A 20,962-nucleotide genomic window follows, 5' to 3' on the forward strand; every position below is an offset into this window, starting at 1 on the left:
CCGTATGACGAAATCATTTTCAAACATCTTTTTAATCATGGCGTCTATCGCCTTCATCTCCATTATCGGCGCTGCAATATATGAGCATGCCGCAGTTGTACCTGTCTGGAGCATTGCGCCGCCCAGATCACTGTCCATGTTCCAGGGCGAATATGGAATCAAGCCTATCAATTTCTGGATGCCAGTACATCCTGTAACCGTTTTGTTGTTGGCAGCGGCATTAATGGCAAATTGGAAGGAGCAGCGCCGCAAACAAATTTTAATCGTTCTCTGTTGTTACCTGTTGATTTTAGCGATCACAGCCACGTATTTTGTGCCCGAACTTATTGCCATTACCACATCGGCCTATTCGGCTGCGGTTAGCGGTGACCTGGCAGCCAGAGCTTCAACCTGGGAAATGCTTAGCTTGCTGCGACTGAGCGTGTTATTGATATTAGCAGCGACGCTTTTAAGGAGTTTAAGCATGCAAACACAGGTCAGATAATGGAAACCAAAACAATGAAAAAAGTTTATCCGGTCACAATCGATAACGGTCATGGCGAGCGGCTGACATTTCTGGGACGTGAGCTTCGGGATGGTGTCGAGTATATACAAGTTGAGAATCAGGTGAGCCCCGGATCCGGTCCGCCTATGCATGTACATCATCACCAGCACGAAAGTCTGTATATCCATGAAGGCAAAATGGGCGTTCAGATCGATGGCCAGGAGCCCTACTTTCTAAATCAGGGCGATTCGGCAACTTTCCACAGTGGAATAGCACACCGGTTTTGGAATGCTGGCGAAACACCGCTCCGCTGTTCCGGGGAAATCTGGCCGCCGCACAACATTGAATATTTTCTCTCAGAAATCTATCGTTCCAGCCGCGAGAACGGCAAAGGCGTGCCCGCTCCATTCGATGCGGCTTACCTGCTGCGGAAGTACAAGACCGAGTTTGACATGCTGGGAATACCGCCTTTCGTCAAAAAATTTATTTTCCCGCTTGTGCTTTTTGTCGGAAAGTTGCGAGGGTTGGATAAAAAATTCAAGGACGCGCCCGAGGCTGTCATTGTTCCTTAGGATTTTTTCGCCGGGATGCATACCGGCGAATTGAACGCAGAATTTGATCTCCGGCATTGGTTGCTAGAATATTCCTGCCGATATTTAGGTGTAAAATTACTTTACACCTAAAACCTCCTGACCATGAAATTGCTTCTACAATGTTCCGGAATAATGGTTTTTTTGCTGCTTTTTTCCTGTGATGACAGGGAGGACGACGTCGTCAAGGCACAGGTAGATAAAGAAAAAGTAATAGCGTCTCTTTTAGCAACTGATCGCAATTGGCGCTTCGAGGAGATTGCGATCGAAAAACAGGGAGTTAAGACGGTCGAAAACGTAGCAGAGTCATCTAAGATCATAACGGCCGAAACCCGGATAAACGTAACGCCGAATGTCGGTTTCCGATTTGAACGATTTGCCAATAATGTTAATAACCTCGATGAAATCATCAGCACCGGCCCGTTTGGCAAGATTCCTTACGGTGCAAAGTCGCTGAATGAAACTGGTATGGGACTGACAACAGACGGAACCTGGGCCTGGGATGACGTAGCGCAAACGGTCTTTATCACTTCCACATCCTCCCTGGGAGGAATCGTCTCGGAAATGTCCGAAAACGGTTGGAGACCTGAAAAAGGTTATCTCGATAATACAATGCTGCCGCTTTTCAAGACGGCAGGAGAGGCTCAGATAGCCGGTATACCGGAACGGATCAGGATTGTTTTTGAAGAAAATGATCCAAAGGCCGGGAAAATTAAATATAGCATTACGCTGAGAGCCGCATGGATTACCAGACTTATTTCCGGCAATTCGCGGCAGCATTTTTACGATGTGGTTTATTAATGAAAAGTAAAACATTATCTGTTTACACCCTTGCGATAAGTCCCGATGAGCGTATTATCGGGCTGGTAAAAATGCTCAAAAAGCGTTTACAGAAGCATCTGGGGAGAAATTACGGCAGCGTTAATTCTCTTGCTCATGTGACCTTAATCCTGTTTGTTGCCTACGACGACGATTATCCTCCCATTTTGGCAGAATTCGAGCGGGTCCTGGCCGGCCTTGCGCCATTTGACATTGGACTGTCAGGCTTTGGTGATTTTTCGAAAACCTACCCATGCACGTTCTTTGTTAAACCCGATGAATGTTCGAATAGGCAAATTATTGAGTGTTGCAAAACGATAGGAACCAATTTTAATAAATTTTTGAAGCGAAGATATACCGACCGCTGGGAAATAGTAGGTCGTACAGAACCGCATCTAACCATAGGCCGTGATCTGATCCTGGAAGAAATAAAGGCTTCCCACTCCTTATTCACCGACGATTTTGATGAGCACTTTACCTGCGATTCATTCGTTATCCGAAAGCTGAATCCTGGGAAAGGACAGTACGAAATCATTGACACTATTCCATTACTGGGTCACGAATATATGGTAGGCCAGCAGATGCGGCTGTTTTGACACTGATGTTTAATGACAGTAATTAGTTTTCATATTTTTGAGTCGGATTTAGCTACTATTCATGTTTTTTAGTTAAAATTCAATAGTTTTGACAAAATCTATTTCAGATTATGTCACCAGAAAATAATTTTCGGAAAAGCGACGGGAAACTTTTTTCAAGACGAATTAAAGTTATTGATGGAAGGCAAGCGCCTGAGGAGGCACTCATTGTTGGCTATGGGGCGATTATAGAGGCATTAAATTTGCAATTGCCCATGCCTGCAAAATTAACGTTAATAAGTGACAAGCATAGGCAAGTCTCCGATGATAACTGGCGCATTTTAACGCCGAGGCATAATCCTGCTGATAATCTATATGGGCATCTGGTTTTTGCGTTAAAATATGAGGGTGTTAACCTGCTGTTCTTTAAAAAACTGTTTGAGAGCATCGGTGATGAGGGTGTAAAAACCGTTATCAGCATTGAGCCCAAAGGTCAGTATAGTCGAAGGATTTGGTTTTTATTTGAATGGCTTATGCGAAGGCAACTGGACATTCCTGATTTGAAAGACGGGAATTATGTTGCTTTGATCGATGAAGAAATTCAGTATGCAGTTTCACCCGCAATCAACTTTGCGAGACAGCGGATCAGAAACAATCTTCCTGGAACACCTGATTTTTGTCCATTAATTTTTCGGACACACAAGTTAGAGGAATTCATTGAAGCGAATTTGTCCGAACTTACACATACCATTTTGAACGAAGTCCATAGAGATGTGATTCTTCGTGCTTCTGCTTTTTTATTACTGAAAGATTCCAAAGCTTCGTTTTCAATTGAAGGTGAAAATCCGACGCCAAATCGTGCTATGCGCTGGGGCAAGGCCATTAGTCAAGCTGGCAGTATACAGTTAGGTGAGGACGAATTATTACGACTGCAGCAAATAGTCATTGAAAATAGCCGTTTTGTCAAGATGGGGTTTCGGACAGATGGAGGTTTCGTAGGGGTGCATGATCGAACCAGTGGTGCGCCTATGCCCGAACATATTTCAGCAAAGCCGGAAGATCTGTCGGTTTTATTAAATGGATTATTTGCCACTGCTTCATTAATGGAGCGTCAGAACTTCCATCCCGTTCTGGCCGCCACGAGCATTGCTTTTGGTTTCGTGTTCATTCACCCTTTTGTCGACGGTAACGGAAGAATTCACCGCTATTTAATTCATCACTTACTTGCCAAAACCAAATTTAGCCCGCAGGGGATCATTTTTCCTATATCAGCCGCCATTCTGGAACGTATAGACGATTATCGAGAGACGCTTGAACAATATTCGCATCCGTTGCTGGACTTGATAGATTGGACACCCACTGCGAACAATAATGTAAAGGTTTCGAATGAGACAATTGATTATTACCGATATTTCGATGCAACCAAACAAGCTGAATTCTTATTTGAATGTGTTTATCAGACTGTTGACAAAATAATTCCAAAGGAGGTCGAATATTTGCAGCGATACGATTTAATAAAGGGCTGGCTAGAGGAAGAATTCGAAATGCCAGACAAAACAGTAGCCTTGCTCATCCGGTTTCTCGAGCAGCACAATGGCAGGCTTTCAAATAGGGCGTTAGACCGGGAGTTTTCGGAATTGTCAAAAGAAGAAGTTGAAGCAATTGAAGAACAATTTTATGAAATTATGCTAAAACCACCATTATCGCAATATTCCCTGGCCATCATGCCCAGCGCGGCGATATCCCTTGAAGTGGCGGATATCAAGCAGCGGTTGCGGGCTGCTATCGGTAAAAGTTATGGCAGCGCAAATGCGGAGGCGCACATTTCCCTGGATGGATTTGAGGCCGATGAAAATGACTATCCGTACGTTTTGGCCGAGTATCGCCGGATTATTTCGGAGCTCACCCCTTTTGAAATCCACTTTTCAGGGTTTGATGATTTTGACAGGGCCAATTACTCTGCATTTTACATCAAGCCAACTATGGAGTCGTCCTTTGAGATCCGGCAACGCAGTGAAGCGGTTATGAAAGCATTTGATAAAAAACTTAAAAAACAATATACCAAAAAATGGGCCGATGAGTCCAAAAATCCGCATATGTCGATCGGACGCAGGCTCACGCGAGAGTGGATCGCACTGGCGTATTCCACGTTGCCCGCATACGAAGCGCGTTTTCTTTGCGACGCATTTGTCATCCGGAAGTTCAATGAAAAACGGCGGCAGTACGATGTAATTGACGTGCTTCCCTTGCTGGGAAACCCCGAGCCACTTGCTCAGCTGGATTTGTTCCAGCCTTGACCTACAACATAAAAACATCATTTATTATCCGATCAATGCGCATAATAGGTATATTAGTCGCTGTTGAAATAATGGATGTTGGATAAATTTTTTTGTTGGGATGTTTCAAAAGGCTGTAAGCTGGTCACTTTTTATTTGGTTTTTCGCAACTTTCAATGGCGCATTTTGCCAATCGGTTTCAGTTCCCGGGAAGCCGTGGCTTTCGGAATACAATGTCCATAAAGACTATAAGGGTGTGTATGTTGTCAAAAAAATAACCATTCCCTGCCGTGCTTATGAGACTTTCCTGGTTGACGGCAATGGCAAAAAACTAACGCCCGCTTACCGCGATATCGGAGATTTTTCAGGAGATCTGGCGGAGTTTGTGCCCATGGAGCTGGATGCAGAAAAACTGGGTCGTCATGGATTTATCAACAGGCGCGGGGAGGTGGTTATACCGCCGATTTATGTTGCTACGGACAAGTTTTATGAAGGAAAAACGTGGGTGATTTACCGCTCAGGAAAGCAGTATGGGCTTTCTTACATTGATTCCACGGGAAAAGAAATTTACAAAGTTCCGATTCAATATTTCAAAAAAGACTTCCTGATCTCCGCCGCGAAGGTGGATATGGTTTGTAACCAGGACACCAGGGAAGATGTGCTTTGGTGGAAAGGCCGCAACTATTTTATTCTGAACTGGAATTTTAGTCCGTTCATTGAAAAGGAGGTAAAGAGCTCTAAGTACATTTATCATTTCTTGTATGAGGGCAAGTATGGGATTATAGATAACAAAATGATCCTGCGCGTGCCTGTCTCGCTTGACGACATTGATCCTGAATATAAGTTTTCAGGGCAGGGCATGGAGCGGGTCAGATATGGAGATAAATTTGGTTATCTCAATGTCTTTACCGGAGAGCTTATCACTGATTTTTTATACACTGACACGCGCAAGCCCACTTCCGGACTATTTTGGGTAAAGAAAGATAACAAATGGGGCTGCATCGATAAAACCGGAAAAACCCGAATCCCTTTCCTGTATGATGAGGCGACCGGGTTCACTGGCGAAGACCGATCCGCCGTAGCGATCAACGGTAAATTCGGGCACATTGATAAAAAAGGCAAAATCAGAACGCCACTCAAATACGACTTTGCGTCTTACTACAACCGCGGCATTTCCATGGTCCGCATTGATGACAAGTATGGATATATCGACATCAATAACCGCTACATTATAGAGCCTATCTACGACGAGGCCCTTCCATTTGACAAAGAAACAACGGTAGTTGAAAGACTTTGGCTTCGGTTTGAACTCAATATGCAGGGAAAGGAAAAATTCATCGGCTTTTCCTATAAGCTGAATGCCATCTTCATTCTGATCGGCCTGGCGTTGTTTATTTATGCGAACAGCCTAATTTTCAAGCGAATGCAGATTGCGAAGGCAAAGGGGAAAAAGTAAATCAAGATTCGGCCAGCTATACTGTCGGGCTTCCTAACCGACCTTCAACCACCCCGTCACACTCATTCGGGGCTTATTTGTCAGCAGCACTTCGTGTTCCAGTTCGCTGCTTTTAAAGAAGACACTTTTGCCGTTTGTGGGGGCGATATCTTGCTCGTGATCGGTATTGTGAATACGCAGCTCGCCTCCGTCGCCAGATGTCCAGTTTGTGTTCAGATACATAATCATGGAATATTGGCGGCTGGAATTGTTTCGGAACTGGTCGAAATGCTTTTTATAAAAACTGCCGGACTGATACAGCGCGTAGTGAAATTCGTAGCCGGTAATGCCAGTGTAGCAGGTTCGGTTCAAATGTTCCACAAATTGATCCATTAAATCGAAAAAATCGTTTTCGTGCGGATCATTGTGCTTGCGATCGAGCCAGTAAATGCTGTCGCTGCGATATAATTGGTCATGGACGACCTTGGTGTCGTTGCCTGTGCCTGCCGAAAGAAGCTGGTTTGTTGCCAGCAGCGACATTAAATTGGCTTTCAGATTAGAGGCCAGCGGAGCGCTGAGAAAATCCTTTGCAATGCCTACTTTGTTATCGATGTAGCTGTCGATGAGTTCATTAAAGATGGTTTGCAAATAAGGCATATTAACCGACCCGGCGTTTTCCGGTTCAGGTGAAGATAACGTTAATCGGTTGCATTATCGCTGTCTGTACATCAGTTATATCGCTTCTGGCAGTTCTCACAGTAATAGCTTCTTCTTTTTGTTTTGCCTAAATATTCCTTATGAAATGGGATCAGGCAACGTGGGCACATCTTTTTGGTATGAGCCAGCCAGTGTTTTTTCAGTGTAAATTCTTTTTTCCAGTGCAAAAAATCAAAGCTGTAATTTCGGGTTTCCTTTACCATTTCTTTCAGCTTCGTCTCGGGCATCTCTCCAACCGTACTTAGCGGGTGAACCATGATCCGGAATAGGACTTCATTTTTGATAATGTTACCGCTTCCGGCAAAAATATTCTGATCCAGTAACGCGTCGCATGCAAGCAGCTTCGGCGCACCTTTTAACTTCCTGATTGCCTTGGCCGGATCCCAGGAATTGGACATGATATCACCGCTCCAGTCATAAATTTCGTCGGCAGGCTGATCCAGAATGGCCACGGAACAGGCATAAAAATTTAGCTCTGCGTCATCAAAAATCAAGCTCAGGCGGGGCGGCGTTTTCTTACGCTCATTGATGAGATAAGAACCGAAAAGCATGAAATGAATACGCAAAATGAAATCCTCAAAACACACTAAAAAGTGCTTTCCCCATGATCTGAAAGCAACCACTCTCTTATCTGTCAGCCGGTCTATATCTATTTTGGTGTTGCCTTCGGCAAGTCTGATCACTGAGTTGTCCAGACTCAGGGCCTCAATTGATTCCCTTAAAATGACAATGGACGGTCCCTCGGGCATGACTAAGGATATTAATGGAAATGTTGTTTTAATAGCAATATCAAACAATGATGCCAGGATTTTCCGCTTCCCGGGCACACTTATTGAAGTCCGTTTTACAATTGATCATCATCAAACAAGCAAGCAATGAGAAATTTCATGATTACAATTGCCTCCACGTCGGAAGAAAATATACTGACATTTGAGCGCCACATTATTCAATCCCCGACGTTTCCGGGCAAATCCTATATCAATAATGTAGTCAACCAGGGTGGGCAGGACCAAGTGAAAGGTGAAGTGATCGCGATCGTGGAGATCTCCGAACAGGACGTTAAAGATTATGAAGGAACGGAATGATCGGGGCCATTTTGAGTAAGTTGAACCTCACCTCCACTTTTTTAACCAAAACCAATAAAACAGCTATGGGAAAAGGGAAAGATCTTTTCGGGCATTACAATGATCTGGCCAAAGCGAAAGGGCCCGAAAGTGAAGAAAGTAAATATGCCGGCGTTTTATTCCAGGCCCTTCTGATGGTTGGGGAAAGACGGGTGTTCGAGCTTTTGGAAGAAGCAGATGAAACCGGCAAAAAATTGAAACTGGAAACTTCCGGTGATGCAAACAGTTCCGACCGTCCCGCCAGCATTGTACTGGTGGATAAGAACTGAGAAAACAGCTAAAAATCATATGACAAAAAGTAAAGTTTTTTACACACTCCTGACTATAATCCTGCTTTCGCTGCCAGTTGCAGCACAAGACACCACAAAAAAATCCACCCGCTCCGTCGTTATACCGGACACGCTGCTTTTCAGAATCGAGAAGGCGCAGGCGGTGATTACGCAGATCAATGCGGCCAATAAGAAAGGTTACGACAGCGATGTGATCCAAAAGGAATTGGTAGGCGTAAGGCGTAATGTGGATCAGATCCAGGCGGCAGTGAGTATCGAAAATGCTATTCCCGGCAACAAAGATTTACAGAATTACCGGCTGATGCTCACCGATGTACAGCAGCGGACGGGACAATGGCGTAAGACGCTCAGCAAGCATAACTCTGAACTCCAATTCCTTTCAGAACAAGTCATTGATTTTGGTCGGGATTCGCTTTTGGCGGTTGAAGCGGGCGATTCAACACAGAAACAGCTTTATTCAGGTCAGATCAGTGATTTGCAACAAAAATTACAACTGGCCGGAGAAACAACGACGGCCAATCTGGACACGGTCAGCAACTTGCTGGCAGAAGTGTCGGAAATTTATTTTCGTGCAAACGACCTGGAAACAACCATTAATGATTACATCAAAGAATCCGGGCGGAACTTGTTAGGCAAGGAATCCAGCTACATCTGGAAAGCTTCAAAAGGCGACGGAAATACCAGGCTGAATGATCTCATTAAGGTTTCTTATACCGGGCAAAACAAAATCCTGCGCTACTTTTTTCAGTCGACATGGGATAACCGCGTATTGCTTTTGCTGCTTTCCGCAGGGTTTTTTGTCTGGATTTTCGTGAATTTCAGACTTGCAAAAGGCGCTGCGATCAGTAAGGACATAGGTCCACTGGATTTTAAATACATTAACCCGAGGCCGATACTGGCCACTTTCATCTTCCTTTTCAACATTACCCCCTTATTTGAGCCAAGATCGCCGTCCATTTACATCGAGCTGAACCAGTTTTTATTGCTGGTTACCATGACGATCTTTTTCATGAAAAGGCTCCCTGGGAAACAACTGCTATGGTGGTTTTCGGTGCTGATATTGTACGTTCTTACCGTTATCAGTAATATTTTGGTGAGCGAATCTTTCCTTTCCCGGTTAGCATTAATTGCGCTTAATCTGGGTTCGATTGCATTTGGGGTGTGGTTTTTCCGGAAGTTGCGCGAGGTGAAAATGGAGGAAAAATTCATTAAGCCCGTTGTGATAATCTATATTGCTCTGAACATCCTGGCTGTTGTCCTGAACGCCCTGGGGCGTATTTCACTGGCTAAATCCTTTAATGTTACCGCCATCAGCGGGCTTATTCAGGTCCTGAGCCTTGGCATTTTTGTACACGTGGTTTTGGAAGCGCTGGAACTGCATACGAAGGTGAGTGTTGCTTCAAAAAGATTATTTTCGCGTATTAACATTGATAAGAGCCGCGCATCATTCCAAAAGTTAATATCCTTTATATCAGTGCTTTTATGGTTGCTGGTGTTTTGCATAAACCTCAATATTGTTGACCCTATCTTCGGATTTTTGCTGCAAGTCCTGGAAAAACCCCGCACTTTCGGGTCTATCACATTTACATTGGGCAATGTGCTGTTTTTTTCCGTGATCATCTGGCTGGCTAACAATTTGCAAAAGCATGTCGGTCTGCTGTTCTCGGGGCCTGACGTGAATTTTACGACAGATACAGTTCATAAAGGTTCAAAGCTTGCGCTTGTCAGATTGATTATCATTGTATTAGGATTTCTTTTTGCTGTTACCGCGTCCGGTGTGCCCCTTGACAAAATTTCTGTTTTACTCGGTGCATTAGGAGTCGGCATTGGCCTTGGTATGCAGAACATTGTCAATAATTTCGTGTCCGGGATCATACTGATATTTGAAAAGCCTTTTACAATTGGCGATTACATTGAACTGGCCGACAAAAAAGGGAAGGTGCTCGACATTGGGATCCGGTCCAGTCGAATGCTAACCCCGCAAGGTTCAAAGGTTATTATTCCCAATGGCGATTTACTATCGGGCAGACTGGTCAACTACACCACAAGTAACGCCCGCCTGAAAAGTGAGGTAACATTCAAGATAACTTCGGAAGCCGACTTAGAGCAGGTCAAAAAGATCATCAATGAAATTGTAGACAAAGCGGAGGGTGTTGTAAAAAAAGCGCCCCGACAAATCCTTTTGAACGCCATAACGGGCGATAGCATCGAACTCAAAATTATGGTATGGCTCAACAGTGTTTACTCAGAAACAACATTCAAGAGCTACGTTTTAGAACAAATATTAATCCGCTTCAAAGCCAGCGAGATCAAAGTAATGTAACCGAACCCTGAGCAAGGGATGCATTTGGACGCCTATTAGGACCTAATAGGCGTATTTGATTAAAATGTATAAAAATTTTGTGTTAAAAATTTTTAGTTTAATCGATTAAACTTACATTTGGGAGCGTTAATAATCTTTATAAAAGAATTATTATAAAATTATCCATAGAAACTTATTATTGTCGTCGGGTCACCGCGTTTCTATTTTCAGGTTATACCAAATTCAATCCTACAAAAGCGTCAATTTTTTAACCATTAACACAATCATTTAAAGCAGATTATTAAAATCAATTGCTTAATCGATTAAACTGGTGCCGGGAGCATTCATGTTCCGGTTTAGTGTCTAAATATTTCATATCAGGACGGATTGGCTGACATTCACTCAGGCAAACACGGAAAAACTATGTGCGTATATGGCATATAGTTAGCGCGTTTCATCTATTTATTATTCACATTCTTACGATGCGAAGATGAGAAAAACATTTACAGTTACTTGGCTGTTAATATTGCTCAGCGCGATGGCATGGGCACAAAACAGCAGAATTACCGGAACTGTCACCGGGCAGGAAAATGAACCGCTTCCCGGCGTGAACGTCCTTGTAAGCGGCACGCAGCAGGGAACCGTTACCAGTTCGGATGGGAAATTCAGCCTGGAAGCACCTGCCAATTCCAGCCTTGTGTTCTCTTACATTGGTTATGTGGGCCAAACAATTAAAGTCGATTCAAGGTCTGTGATCGATGTGCAGCTGGCATTGGAATCCAAGAACCTTAACGAAGTGGTGGTAACAGCGCTGGGTATCAAAAGAGAAGCTAAAACGCTGGGTTATGCAACGGCTACGGTAAATGCGGATCAGATTTCGACCAACCGTACACCCAATGTCGTCAGCTCTCTGCAAGGGAAAATGGCTGGCGTAAATATCTCCTCGTTGTCGACGGGCCCGGGTGGAACGGCCAAGATCCGTATTCGTGGTCAGTCCTCGTTCAGCGGCCAGAACAGCCCTTTAATCGTTGTGAACGGTGTTCCTATTGATAATTCCAATTATGCCGGAGGCGGGGATTTTGGGCCACGGTCCATGAATGCTTCCGATGGCGGTGATGGTCTTTCCAGCATTAACCCCGATGACATTGAATCCATGACGGTGTTGAAAGGAGCCACAGCGGCTGCATTATACGGCTCGCGGGCGAAGGACGGTGTGGTAATGATCACGACAAAAAATCGCGGCACTGGAAAAGGCATCGGAGTGGAATATAACATTAACCTCACCACAGATCAGCCGCTGGATTTTACTGATTTTCAGTATGAATACGGGCAAGGCGAAGGCGGTAAGCGGCCTACCTCGGCAAATCCGACTTCGGGAGTTTGGAGCTTCGGGGAAAAGTTTGAGCCCGGTATGACGCAGATCCTTTTTGATAATGAAACCTGGCCCTATGAGCCTGTTTTCAACCGTATCAAGAAATTTTATCGCACCGGCACAAACATGACAAACACGGTAACCGTTTCGAATAATGGTGCAAACGGCGGTTTCAGCTTATCGCTGGCCAATTCGGATAACCGCGGGATCATGCAGAATAACAAATTCAACAAGAAAATCGTCAACCTGGGATTCACGCAAAACATTTCGAAAAAGCTCACGGTTTTTGGTAACATTAATTACTCAAAAGAAAAGAACACGAACCCGCCGCAGATTGACACACAGGACTTTGCAGTTTCTACGGTGATCATGACCCTGGCGAATTCGATGCCATTTGAAGCCCTCGAACAAAACCAGACGCAGCCTAATGGCGATGAGTTTGTGTTTTCAAGGTTTCTGGTGCGGAATAATCCGTACTATTCGATGAGCAAGCACTTTGAAACCATCACACGTGACAGGCTTTTCGGAAACATTGCCATGAAATACCAGTTCACCAAATGGTTGTATCTGCAAGGACGTATTGCGCAGGATTTTTATGTGCGAAACCAGGAATACAACATTCCAAATGGATACGCACCCATTGCAAAAGCGCCTGTGGGCTACGTTAATGGACAATTTACACAGGATATACGCCGTAACACGGAACGTAATTTTGACTTCATCCTGGGAGGAAATCACAATTTCGGGGACATCGGTCTGGACGTTACCCTGGGTGGAAACCAGCGTTATGCACGGATGGATTACAACAGCGTTACGGTCCAGGATTTTATTCAGCCGGGACTTTATACAGTGATGAACGGCCGTGTAAAAAATCCGCTCTATGGTTTGTCTGAAAAGAAAATCAATTCACTGTACGGAGCCGCAACGATTTCCTATAAAGAGTTTTTATACCTGAATGTAACGGCCAGAAACGACTGGTTTTCGACATTGGCACCGGAAAACCGGAGCATTCTCTATCCGTCTGTAACAGGAAGTTTTATCTTTTCACAAGCATTCTCAAACCTGCCTTCGTGGATCACTTTTGGAAAGCTGAGGGCGGCATATGCACAGGTAGGATCGGATAATGTGAACCCATATTCCAATGCATTGTACTATGCGGTCGATAACAACTCGTTCCCAAATCCGACAGGGCAGCTTGTGCCGGTAGGCGGGATTAACGCCTCGACGGTCCCTAACAAAAATTTACGGCCATTGCGGATCAAGGAAGCTGAGGCAGGCCTGGAAATGAAGTTGTTCAACAACCAGATCGGTTTTGACTTTACCTATTATCATAAAACTACGGACGATCAGATCCTTGCCGCGCAAATATCAGACGCATCTTCCTATACAGCGCAGCTGATTAATGTGGGCCGGAGCATGAACAAAGGAATCGAGTTGCTGCTGACAGGTTCGCCGGTTAATACGAAGGATTTTCAGTGGGACATCAGTTTTAATGTGTCTTATAACACTTCGAAAGTCCTGAAATTGGGCCTGGCTGAGAAAGATACGGTGATTACGGTGGGCGGCGGCGGCGGCCGGACGTTGAACATGGTGGTGGGCAAGCCATTGGGGCAGCTTTATACGTTCATGTACCAGCGAGATGCGCAGGGCAGGCAGGTTTTTGATAAAAACAGTGGCATGCCCATCAGAAACAACACTTTGAGAAATGTAGGCAACGCGCTTCCAAAGTATTTTGGCGGCATTACCAACACATTCACTTATAAGGGAATAATGCTCTCAACGCTGATTGATTTCAAGCTTGGGCACAAAATGATCGCAGGCCGCAACATCAATTATCTGCGCCACGGGCTGTCCAAAAGAACGCTTCCGGGACGTGCAGAAGGCTTTGTGATTGGAAATGGTGTAAATCCGGATGGTGAGGTAAATCAGACCAAGGCGGCAGTTCAGCCATTTTACGAGTCAGTTAACCCGCTTGGGGTCAACGAAGATTTTGTAAACAATGCGGGCTTCTGGAAACTCCGTCAGATCACGCTCAGCTATGACCTTGGAAAGCTGTTACCAGAAAATTTCTTTGTCAAAGGCTTGCGTTTAAGCGCTGTGGCCAACAACGTTCTGATCATCAAGAAATGGACAGAAAACATGGATCCGGAAGAAGTGCTGAACTCCTCAGACAATGCAACCGGACTGGATTTCTGGCCAGGCCTGCCCCCAACGAGAAGTATCGGCTTTAACCTGAATGTGAAATTCTGAAACGCGGTTATCCAAACTTTTCAAAACAGCATTAAAATGAAATCTATATCAAAATATACATTAGCAGCACTGTTATCACTTAGTTTGATAACAGGCTGTGATCAAGGCTTTGACGAGATTAATACCAATAAAGTGGACCCGACCTCGCTGGCCCCGTCGCTGATTTTGAACAAAGCCATTATCAGCACCACTTATCTGGACGGCGTTTCTACGCTGGGCATGCTAACCTACAATTTTGGCATTGTGCAACAGATCATTACGCCCTATGGAAGTTCGCTGTCGGGGGGGAATTATAACCAGTTTAACAATGCGAATACGCCGCTTGTCTGGGTCAATTTCTACCGGAATGTGATCAAGCAAGTAGTGGCCGTAACGGATCAAACAAAAGATGATCCCATGCAGTCCAACACATATCATGCAGCCCGGATCTGGAAAGCATACGCATTCATGATCCTGACCGACACTTATGGCGACATTCCCTATTTTGAAGCAGGTCAGGGCTACATCAGTGAAGTGATCAGGCCAAAATATGATCCGCAGGAGGCCATTTATAAAGATATCTTAAAAGAACTCGATGAAGCTTCGGGAGCTCTGGATGTTGCTCAGCCGGCAGTGACAACCGATATTTTGTATGGAGGAAATGTTGCTAAATGGAAAAAACTGGGCTATTCGTTAATGCTGCGCGCCGCCATGCGCTTGACAAAGGTGGATCAGACTACTGCAAAAACGTATGTTACCAAGGCGGTAGCGGGCGGATTATTTGAGAGCAATGCAGATAATTCGATCATTCGTCACACGGCCATTTACAATAACTACATTGCCAACCACCTGGCTGCCAGGGAAAAGACAAACTTTTACCTCGCAGCGCCCTTTGTCAATTATCTTAAAGAAAACAACGATCCCCGGCTGGCAGTGATGGCGGTGCGCTATGTAGGTGCCAAAGGCGGTCCCGAGCAGGTTGCAGCCCGCGCATCATCGGATCCGAAAGTGCAGATTGGCATGCCGATGGGTTACAATGACGTGACAATCAATACGGTTTTGGCACAAAATGGTGTAGCAAGCCTCTGGGATTTTACGCAAGTCGACCTGACGACGGTATTAAAACTAGACGCTCCCGAGTTTCATATTACTTACGCGCAAAATCAGCTTTTACTGGCCGAAGCCGCCGTTCGCGGCTGGGTAAGCGGCACCGCAGCAACTTATTTTACCAATGGTGTGAGGGCACATTTAGAGCAAATGGCGCTTTACGATCCGAGCGCTGCCATTAAGGAAGATGCAATCCAGGCTTATCTGAAAGCACATCCCTTAGATGCGGCAAAGGCATTAGAGCAAATTAATACGCAATATTGGGTGGCCTCATTCCTGGACGGTAATGAGCTCTTTGCCAATTTCAGAAGGAGCGGCTTTCCGGCGTTGAAGAAAAATCCTTATCCAGGCTCGGAGATTAAAGAAGATTTCATCAGGCGCATGCCTTACCCCGACAGTGAGATCATCGTAAACCTGCAAAACGTCAACGACGCCAATGCCAGGCAAGGCCCTAACGACCTCAATACACGCGTTTGGTGGGATAAGAAGTAAAACCTTGTAGCACAGAAACTTTTAATGCCTGAACCTTTAACATTTTCATTTTATCCAAAAACATATGGATCATAGTAATATGAATCGTCGCGAAACGATGAAAGCATTGGGCCTTACCGGGTCAGCAGGAATATTAGGCTTGTTTGGCGGAACTGCTCAGGCAAAAGCAAGGGAAGAGAAAGAAACGCCCCATTATGCCAAAGCAATGAAACCGGTCACTATCAAAAGTGTGCGGGCCATTGCCACAGCGCCCCAGGGTTCCAACCTCATCGTGGTGAAAGTGGAAACTTCCGAACCCGGATTATATGGTCTGGGCTGCGCTACTTTCACGCAGCGCGCCGCCGTGGTGCTGGTTGCAATAAACACTTATCTGAATGAATTCTGCGCTGGAAAGGATGTGGATAACATTGAAGACATGTGGCATGGCGCATATGTAAGTTCTTACTGGCGGAATGGCCCTGTCCTTAACAATGCATTAAGCGGTCTGGATCAGGCGCTTTGGGATATTAAGGGGAAACGTGCCGGAATGCCTCTTTATCAGTTACTTGGAGGGAAAGTCCGGTTTGCGGTTCCCTGTTACACGCATGCCAATGGTAACACGCCCGAGGCAACGGTTGAAAGTGTGAAAAGCATACAGGAGCGCGGTTTTAAGTATATCCGCATTCAGCAGGGAGGTTATGGAGCCGTAGGCAGCACAGCCGAGCAGCCCGATTTCAAAAAGGAAAACTTCGGCGGTCCTACCGACAGTTTTATGAATGAGAACAGCTATCTGAAAGCAATTCCTAAACTTTTTGAAGCAGTAAGGAAAAGCTGTGGAGAGGAGATTGAGCTGCTGCACGACATCCACGAGCGGGTACAGCCGATGAATGCCATCAATATGATCAAAAAATTAGAAGAGTTTAACCCATTCTTTATCGAAGATCCCTTCTCTCCCGAAAATCAGAAATGGTTTAAAATACTTCGTGAGAATACGACTGTCCCGATCGCTATGGGCGAGCTTTTCAATAATGTCAATGAATTTGTAGAACCAATGGTCAATCAGTGGTTTGACTTTATACGCATTCACGTTTCGCAGATCGGCGGAGTAACGCCGGCGATGAAAGTAGCAAGGTTGGGAGAGTGGTTCAATATAAAAACAGCCTGGCACGGACCTGGTGACGTCTCGCCCGTTGGACACTCGGCGCACGCCCACATTGACCTTGCTGTCTGGAACTTCGGAATTCAGGAAGCGGTGAGTTTTAATGAAAAAACACAAGAAGTGTTCTCCGGCTGCCCGACCATGAAGAACGGCTATATGTCCGTGAATGAAGTCCCCGGCATTGGTGTAGACATCGACGAAAAAGCCGCCGCCAAATACCCGATCACCACCAAATCCAATTGGCAAGTAAGAAAATTCGATGGAACATTGATTCGTCCCTAATGAAAAAAACATCCCTCAAAGACATAGCCCAAAAAGCCGGTGTATCAACCGCCCTGGTTTCCTATGTCCTCAATGGGAAAGAAAAGGAGACCAGGGTGGGAGAGGTGATCGCTAAAAAGGTAAGAGAGATCGCAAAAGAGCTTAATTACCAGCCCAATCACCTCGCCAAAAGCCTTAGAAGCGGCAAAACGCATACAATCGGACTTATTATTGCAGACATTTCAAACCCGTTTTTTGCCAACATTGCCAGAGTCGTAGAAGATGAGGCAAAGCGAAACGGTTACACGGTCATCATTGGAAGCTGTGATGAAAATGCAGATAAATCCTGGGATTTGCTCAATGTGCTCATCAACAGGCAAGTCGACGGGTTCATCATTGTTTCCTGCGAAGGATCTGAAAATCAGATACAATATCTGAAAGAGAGAAATCTACCTTTTGTGCTGCTGGACAGGCATTTTCCGGACATTCAAACGGACTTTGTCGCGACCAACAATTACAAAGCTTCCTACGACGCCGGCATTCACCTGATCAAGTCAGGTTATGAGCGGATCGGGCTGATCGCTTACAAATCAGAGATGTATCACATGGTCGAAAGGATCCGGGGATATAAATACGCGTTGAGCGATAACAATATTGAATTCGAAAGCAACTGGCTGAAAGAGGTCATGTTCGAGAATATGGAGCAGGACGTAAAAACGGCCATTGACGAGCTTCTCGCTTCCGAGCATAAAGTGGAAGCATTGATTTTTGCTACTTATGGCCTGGCGATCAACGGGTTAAAATACATTAATGAGCTCAGGCTAAAAGTGCCGTCGGATCTCGCAATTGTAAGTTTTGGTCAGGCAGAGGTTTTTGATCTTTACTATTGTCCGATCACTTACCTGCGTCAGCCATTGGAATTGTTAGGAAAAACATCAGTAGAATATCTTTTGAAAAAACTAAAAAATCCCGACGAAGGAATGAAGCAAATCCTGATGGAAGCCAAGCTGATCGCCAGAGATTCATCTATGGCAAAATCTGTCTGGTTGGCAGAATAATTTTTTGTAAAAATGCTTAATCGATTAATGAACAACCGGTTGCAAAACGTTCCGGCCCTGGGCAAATAATCAATAACCTATAAATAACCTGAACCCAATTTTTGATATGCATAGAAGAACATTCCTAAAATCAACAGCGCTTGGCTCTGCTGCGGTCATGACCGGTCTTCCGCTTCTGAAAGCCGAGGCTGCGTCAAAAATGAAGATTACCAAAATCCGCTATTACGCGGCTCCCGGCTATAACAAGCCACTCTTCAATCAAGCCCGGGGAATCGTAGAAATCGAAACCGATGGCGGCATTATCGGCATCGGCGAAGGCGGTTCCAAAGATATGATCGAGCAATGTGCGCAGATGATGATCGGTGAGGACCCGTTCCGCATTGAGCATATCTGGCAGAATGTGTATCGCGGCATGTTCTATCCGCCCGGACGTGAAAAACTGCACGCACTGGGCGCGCTCGAAATGGCCCTCTGGGACATTAAGGGCAAAGCACTGAACGTGCCCGTTTATGAATTGCTGGGTGGCGCAACCCGCGATTACATTGAATGTTACGCCACCGGATTCCGCGCTTCCAAAGCCAAAACCGAAGAAGAAAGAGCCCAGGATTGCATAGCAGCCGGGTTAAGGTCCTATCGGATCGGCCCCACCGGCGGCAACGGCGATCAGCCCTTCGATTTTTATGATAATGTAAAAAAGACAATCGAATTCTGTAAAAGGATAGATACGGCCGTGGGCGGTGGCGGCAAATGGGCTATTGACCTGCACACGCGGTTTGATATGACCGACGGCCTGAAAATATGCACGGCACTGGAAGACCTGGAACCTTATTTCATCGAAGACATTGTGCGCTCTGAAAATCCGGGCGTCTACAAAAATGTAAGATCCATGACCAAAGTTCCTATTGCTGTGGGCGAGCAGTTCGGCGACCGCTGGGACACCAATGAACTGATTGAAAACAGGCTCATCGACTACACCAGGTTTACGCTTCCGAACACCGGCGGCATTGGCGAGTTCAAGAAAATCGCGTCAATGTGCGAAACGCATTATGTAGGCATGATCCCGCATTTTACTGGTCCATTATCCACTGCTACACTTGTTCATGTTTTGGGATCAAGCAGTCCCATGCGTGCGATGATGGAGCTGGGCGGAGGTGAACCGGAGCGTCCGCCTTATTTCAATGAGGATTTTATCAATTTTAAAAACGGCAAGTTGTATCTCAATGACAGCCCCGGCCTGGGTGTAAAGTTTGACCCGAAAAAGGCCACGTTTGTCATGGAAGTGAAAGAGAAGACTAAATTCCCGCATCCGATCCTGAAAGCACCGGACGGCTCGATTCATAACTGGTAATCAGTGCTCAATCATTCAAAGCTCCTAAATCTGTAGTCCGATGAACGCAACAAAAAAAGGAATGTCCCGCAGAGAAGCCATCCAGTCCGTTTTGGGCGTGGCTGCTATGGGAACAATGCTTTTGCCAAAATCTTCATATGCTTCCACGCCGGCACCGTTCCGTGAGTATGGAAGTGTAAAGATCACGAAACTGGAAACTTTTCTGGTGAAGCCACGCTGGATATTTCTGAAAATCCACACTGATGCGGGCGTGATCGGCTTGGGCGAGCCGCTTCTGGAAGGACGTGCACTTACGATCAAAACGGCCATTCAGGAAGTGGAGCCTTATCTAATCGGCAAAGACCCGAGGCAGGTTGTACATCATTGGCAGGCCATTTACCGACATGCATTTTATCGCGGCGGCCCGATCCTTACCAGCGCGCTCAGTGGAATTGATCAGGCACTGTGGGACATTAAGGGTAAGCTGCTGAATGTTCCTATTTACGAACTTTTTGGCGGGCAAACGCGTGACCGGGTCCGCGTTTATGGACGTGCAGCCAACGCCGAGGACATGAAAAAGCGCAAAGCAGAAGGTTTCACGGTAATCAAAACAGGGGTTGCCAAGAAAAACCCGGCCAACATTGTGGAGAACCCTGCATTCATCCGGTACGCGGCCGACAATTTTGCATCGTTGAGAGAAGCAGGCGGACCTGAAATGGACATTGCCATCGACTTTCACGGAGCCGTTTCCCAGCAGACTTCCAAAGTTTTAATTAAGGAATTGGAACAATACCAACCCATGTTTATAGAAGAACCCTGCCAGGCGCAGAATGTGGATACAATGGTCGAAATCGCCCGCGGAACGCATTTGCCGATCGCGACCGGCGAGCGCATTTTTACCAAGTGGGGCTTTCGTGAAATTCTGGAAAAAGGCGCGGCAAGCATTGTACAGCCCGATCTTTGCCATGCAGGTGGCATTACGGAAGGACGCATTATCGCCGGAATGGCAGAAGCTTATTATGTGCCAATTGCCCCGCACAATCCCATGGGGCCAATTTCTTTGGCCACTGGCTTACAGCTTGCAGCCAGCGTTCCCAATTTCCTGGTGCAGGAACAGGTGACATTAGGAGAAGGTTATTTGAAAAACCCATTTAAACTGCAAAAAGACGGCACTGTAATGGTTCCCACCGGCCCAGGACTGGGAATAGAACTCGACGAAGACCAGCTGAAAGACAAAATCGGCCACGATTGGAAAAATCCTGAAACCTATAATGCACTCGACGGCTCAGTAGTCGACTGGTAAACCTAACGCTCTTTCATATTGAACAAATGCAAGTCTGCTCACGCAGGTCGAGCTTCGCTATTT

At 45.6% G+C, this 20,962-nt stretch carries 17 protein-coding genes; 15 read left to right on the forward strand and 2 right to left on the reverse strand.

The window, feature by feature from the left end:
- Positions 1-37 precede the first annotated feature (37 nt).
- The 6 genes from B5X68_RS08125 (at position 38) to B5X68_RS08150 (ending at position 6,200) form a co-directional block, all read left to right on the forward strand.
- Entirely contained in the window at positions 38-484 is a 447-nt protein-coding gene (locus B5X68_RS08125; RefSeq protein WP_229208335.1) for a hypothetical protein, read from the forward strand.
- Positions 484-1,056 carry a cupin domain-containing protein gene (locus B5X68_RS08130; RefSeq protein ID WP_082214207.1) on the forward strand — a complete coding sequence of 191 codons (573 nt, stop codon included), beginning with the start codon at positions 484-486 and terminating at the stop codon, positions 1,054-1,056. Before B5X68_RS08125 ends, B5X68_RS08130 begins: the two co-directional genes overlap by 1 nt.
- Before the next feature lie 123 nt (positions 1,057-1,179).
- On the forward strand, positions 1,180-1,875 hold the full coding sequence (locus B5X68_RS08135; protein WP_141110240.1) for a hypothetical protein: 696 nt from the start codon (positions 1,180-1,182) through the stop codon (positions 1,873-1,875).
- Positions 1,875-2,489, forward strand: coding sequence for a 2'-5' RNA ligase family protein (locus B5X68_RS08140; RefSeq protein ID WP_170916605.1), 615 nt, complete (start codon positions 1,875-1,877; stop codon positions 2,487-2,489). The genes B5X68_RS08135 and B5X68_RS08140 overlap by 1 nt, the downstream gene beginning before the upstream one ends.
- Positions 2,490-2,599: 110 nt before the next feature.
- Complete coding sequence (locus B5X68_RS08145) at positions 2,600-4,765, forward strand: 2'-5' RNA ligase family protein (RefSeq protein ID WP_082214210.1); 2,166 nt, start codon at positions 2,600-2,602, stop codon at positions 4,763-4,765.
- 100 nt (positions 4,766-4,865) lie between these two features.
- Positions 4,866-6,200, forward strand: coding sequence for a WG repeat-containing protein (locus B5X68_RS08150; protein WP_082214211.1), 1,335 nt, complete (start codon positions 4,866-4,868; stop codon positions 6,198-6,200).
- Between the two features lie 33 nt (positions 6,201-6,233).
- Here B5X68_RS08150 and B5X68_RS08155 read toward each other — a convergent pair whose 3' ends face one another.
- The gene (locus B5X68_RS08155; protein ID WP_082215266.1) at positions 6,234-6,827 is read right to left on the reverse strand and encodes a 2OG-Fe(II) oxygenase; all 594 of its coding nucleotides are present in this window, start codon (positions 6,825-6,827) and stop codon (positions 6,234-6,236) included.
- Between the two features lie 80 nt (positions 6,828-6,907).
- Positions 6,908-7,645 carry a DNA-formamidopyrimidine glycosylase family protein gene (locus B5X68_RS08160; protein ID WP_082214212.1) on the reverse strand — a complete coding sequence of 246 codons (738 nt, stop codon included), beginning with the start codon at positions 7,643-7,645 and terminating at the stop codon, positions 6,908-6,910.
- 126 nt (positions 7,646-7,771) lie between these two features.
- Between B5X68_RS08160 and B5X68_RS08165 the strand changes: the two genes are divergently transcribed.
- The 9 genes from B5X68_RS08165 to dgoD all read left to right on the forward strand — a co-directional run bounded on the left by B5X68_RS08165 (position 7,772) and on the right by dgoD (position 20,899).
- Positions 7,772-7,981 carry a hypothetical protein gene (locus B5X68_RS08165; RefSeq protein WP_082214213.1) on the forward strand — a complete coding sequence of 70 codons (210 nt, stop codon included), beginning with the start codon at positions 7,772-7,774 and terminating at the stop codon, positions 7,979-7,981.
- The gene (locus B5X68_RS29185) at positions 7,978-8,289 is read left to right on the forward strand and encodes a hypothetical protein (protein ID WP_229208336.1); all 312 of its coding nucleotides are present in this window, start codon (positions 7,978-7,980) and stop codon (positions 8,287-8,289) included. Before B5X68_RS08165 ends, B5X68_RS29185 begins: the two co-directional genes overlap by 4 nt.
- Before the next feature lie 19 nt (positions 8,290-8,308).
- Positions 8,309-10,633: a mechanosensitive ion channel family protein gene (locus tag B5X68_RS08175; RefSeq protein WP_170916606.1), complete on the forward strand. Its 2,325-nt coding sequence runs from the start codon at positions 8,309-8,311 to the stop codon at positions 10,631-10,633.
- A gap of 469 nt (positions 10,634-11,102) precedes the next feature.
- Positions 11,103-14,234, forward strand: a complete 3,132-nt coding sequence (locus tag B5X68_RS08180) for a SusC/RagA family TonB-linked outer membrane protein (RefSeq protein WP_082214215.1) — start codon at positions 11,103-11,105, stop codon at positions 14,232-14,234.
- Between the two features lie 36 nt (positions 14,235-14,270).
- Positions 14,271-15,812, forward strand: coding sequence for a SusD/RagB family nutrient-binding outer membrane lipoprotein (locus tag B5X68_RS08185; protein WP_082214216.1), 1,542 nt, complete (start codon positions 14,271-14,273; stop codon positions 15,810-15,812).
- Positions 15,813-15,876: 64 nt separating this feature from the next.
- On the forward strand, positions 15,877-17,232 hold the full coding sequence (locus tag B5X68_RS08190; protein WP_082214217.1) for an enolase C-terminal domain-like protein: 1,356 nt from the start codon (positions 15,877-15,879) through the stop codon (positions 17,230-17,232).
- A complete protein-coding gene (locus B5X68_RS08195) occupies positions 17,232-18,269 on the forward strand; it encodes a LacI family DNA-binding transcriptional regulator (protein ID WP_082214218.1) in 1,038 nt (345 codons plus the stop codon). Before B5X68_RS08190 ends, B5X68_RS08195 begins: the two co-directional genes overlap by 1 nt.
- Positions 18,270-18,375: 106 nt before the next feature.
- The gene (locus B5X68_RS08200) at positions 18,376-19,617 is read left to right on the forward strand and encodes an enolase C-terminal domain-like protein (protein ID WP_082214219.1); all 1,242 of its coding nucleotides are present in this window, start codon (positions 18,376-18,378) and stop codon (positions 19,615-19,617) included.
- 40 nt (positions 19,618-19,657) lie between these two features.
- Complete coding sequence (gene dgoD, locus B5X68_RS08205) at positions 19,658-20,899, forward strand: galactonate dehydratase (protein WP_082214220.1); 1,242 nt, start codon at positions 19,658-19,660, stop codon at positions 20,897-20,899.
- Positions 20,900-20,962: the final 63 nt, after the last annotated feature.

The organism is Dyadobacter psychrophilus (assembly GCF_900167945.1).
Lineage (GTDB): Bacteria > Bacteroidota > Bacteroidia > Cytophagales > Spirosomataceae > Dyadobacter > Dyadobacter psychrophilus.

What these genes read in the sequence shown, in the direction of transcription:
- B5X68_RS08150 (WP_082214211.1), top strand. Translation starts at nt 4,866, where the DNA reads ATGTTTCAAAAGGCTGTAAGCTGGTCACTTTTTATTTGGTTTTTCGCA.
- B5X68_RS29185 (WP_229208336.1), top strand. Translation starts at nt 7,978, where the DNA reads ATGATCGGGGCCATTTTGAGTAAGTTGAACCTCACCTCCACTTTTTTA.
- B5X68_RS08200 (WP_082214219.1), top strand. Translation starts at nt 18,376, where the DNA reads ATGCATAGAAGAACATTCCTAAAATCAACAGCGCTTGGCTCTGCTGCG.
- B5X68_RS08165 (WP_082214213.1), top strand. Translation starts at nt 7,772, where the DNA reads ATGAGAAATTTCATGATTACAATTGCCTCCACGTCGGAAGAAAATATA.
- B5X68_RS08130 (WP_082214207.1), top strand. Translation starts at nt 484, where the DNA reads ATGGAAACCAAAACAATGAAAAAAGTTTATCCGGTCACAATCGATAAC.
- B5X68_RS08185 (WP_082214216.1), top strand. Translation starts at nt 14,271, where the DNA reads ATGAAATCTATATCAAAATATACATTAGCAGCACTGTTATCACTTAGT.
- B5X68_RS08180 (WP_082214215.1), top strand. Translation starts at nt 11,103, where the DNA reads ATGAGAAAAACATTTACAGTTACTTGGCTGTTAATATTGCTCAGCGCG.
- B5X68_RS08160 (WP_082214212.1), bottom strand. Translation starts at nt 7,645, where the DNA reads ATGCCCGAGGGACCGTCCATTGTCATTTTAAGGGAATCAATTGAGGCC.
- B5X68_RS08135 (WP_141110240.1), top strand. Translation starts at nt 1,180, where the DNA reads ATGAAATTGCTTCTACAATGTTCCGGAATAATGGTTTTTTTGCTGCTT.
- B5X68_RS08140 (WP_170916605.1), top strand. Translation starts at nt 1,875, where the DNA reads ATGAAAAGTAAAACATTATCTGTTTACACCCTTGCGATAAGTCCCGAT.
- dgoD (WP_082214220.1), top strand. Translation starts at nt 19,658, where the DNA reads ATGAACGCAACAAAAAAAGGAATGTCCCGCAGAGAAGCCATCCAGTCC.
- B5X68_RS08145 (WP_082214210.1), top strand. Translation starts at nt 2,600, where the DNA reads ATGTCACCAGAAAATAATTTTCGGAAAAGCGACGGGAAACTTTTTTCA.
- B5X68_RS08125 (WP_229208335.1), top strand. Translation starts at nt 38, where the DNA reads ATGGCGTCTATCGCCTTCATCTCCATTATCGGCGCTGCAATATATGAG.
- B5X68_RS08175 (WP_170916606.1), top strand. Translation starts at nt 8,309, where the DNA reads ATGACAAAAAGTAAAGTTTTTTACACACTCCTGACTATAATCCTGCTT.
- B5X68_RS08190 (WP_082214217.1), top strand. Translation starts at nt 15,877, where the DNA reads ATGGATCATAGTAATATGAATCGTCGCGAAACGATGAAAGCATTGGGC.
- B5X68_RS08195 (WP_082214218.1), top strand. Translation starts at nt 17,232, where the DNA reads ATGAAAAAAACATCCCTCAAAGACATAGCCCAAAAAGCCGGTGTATCA.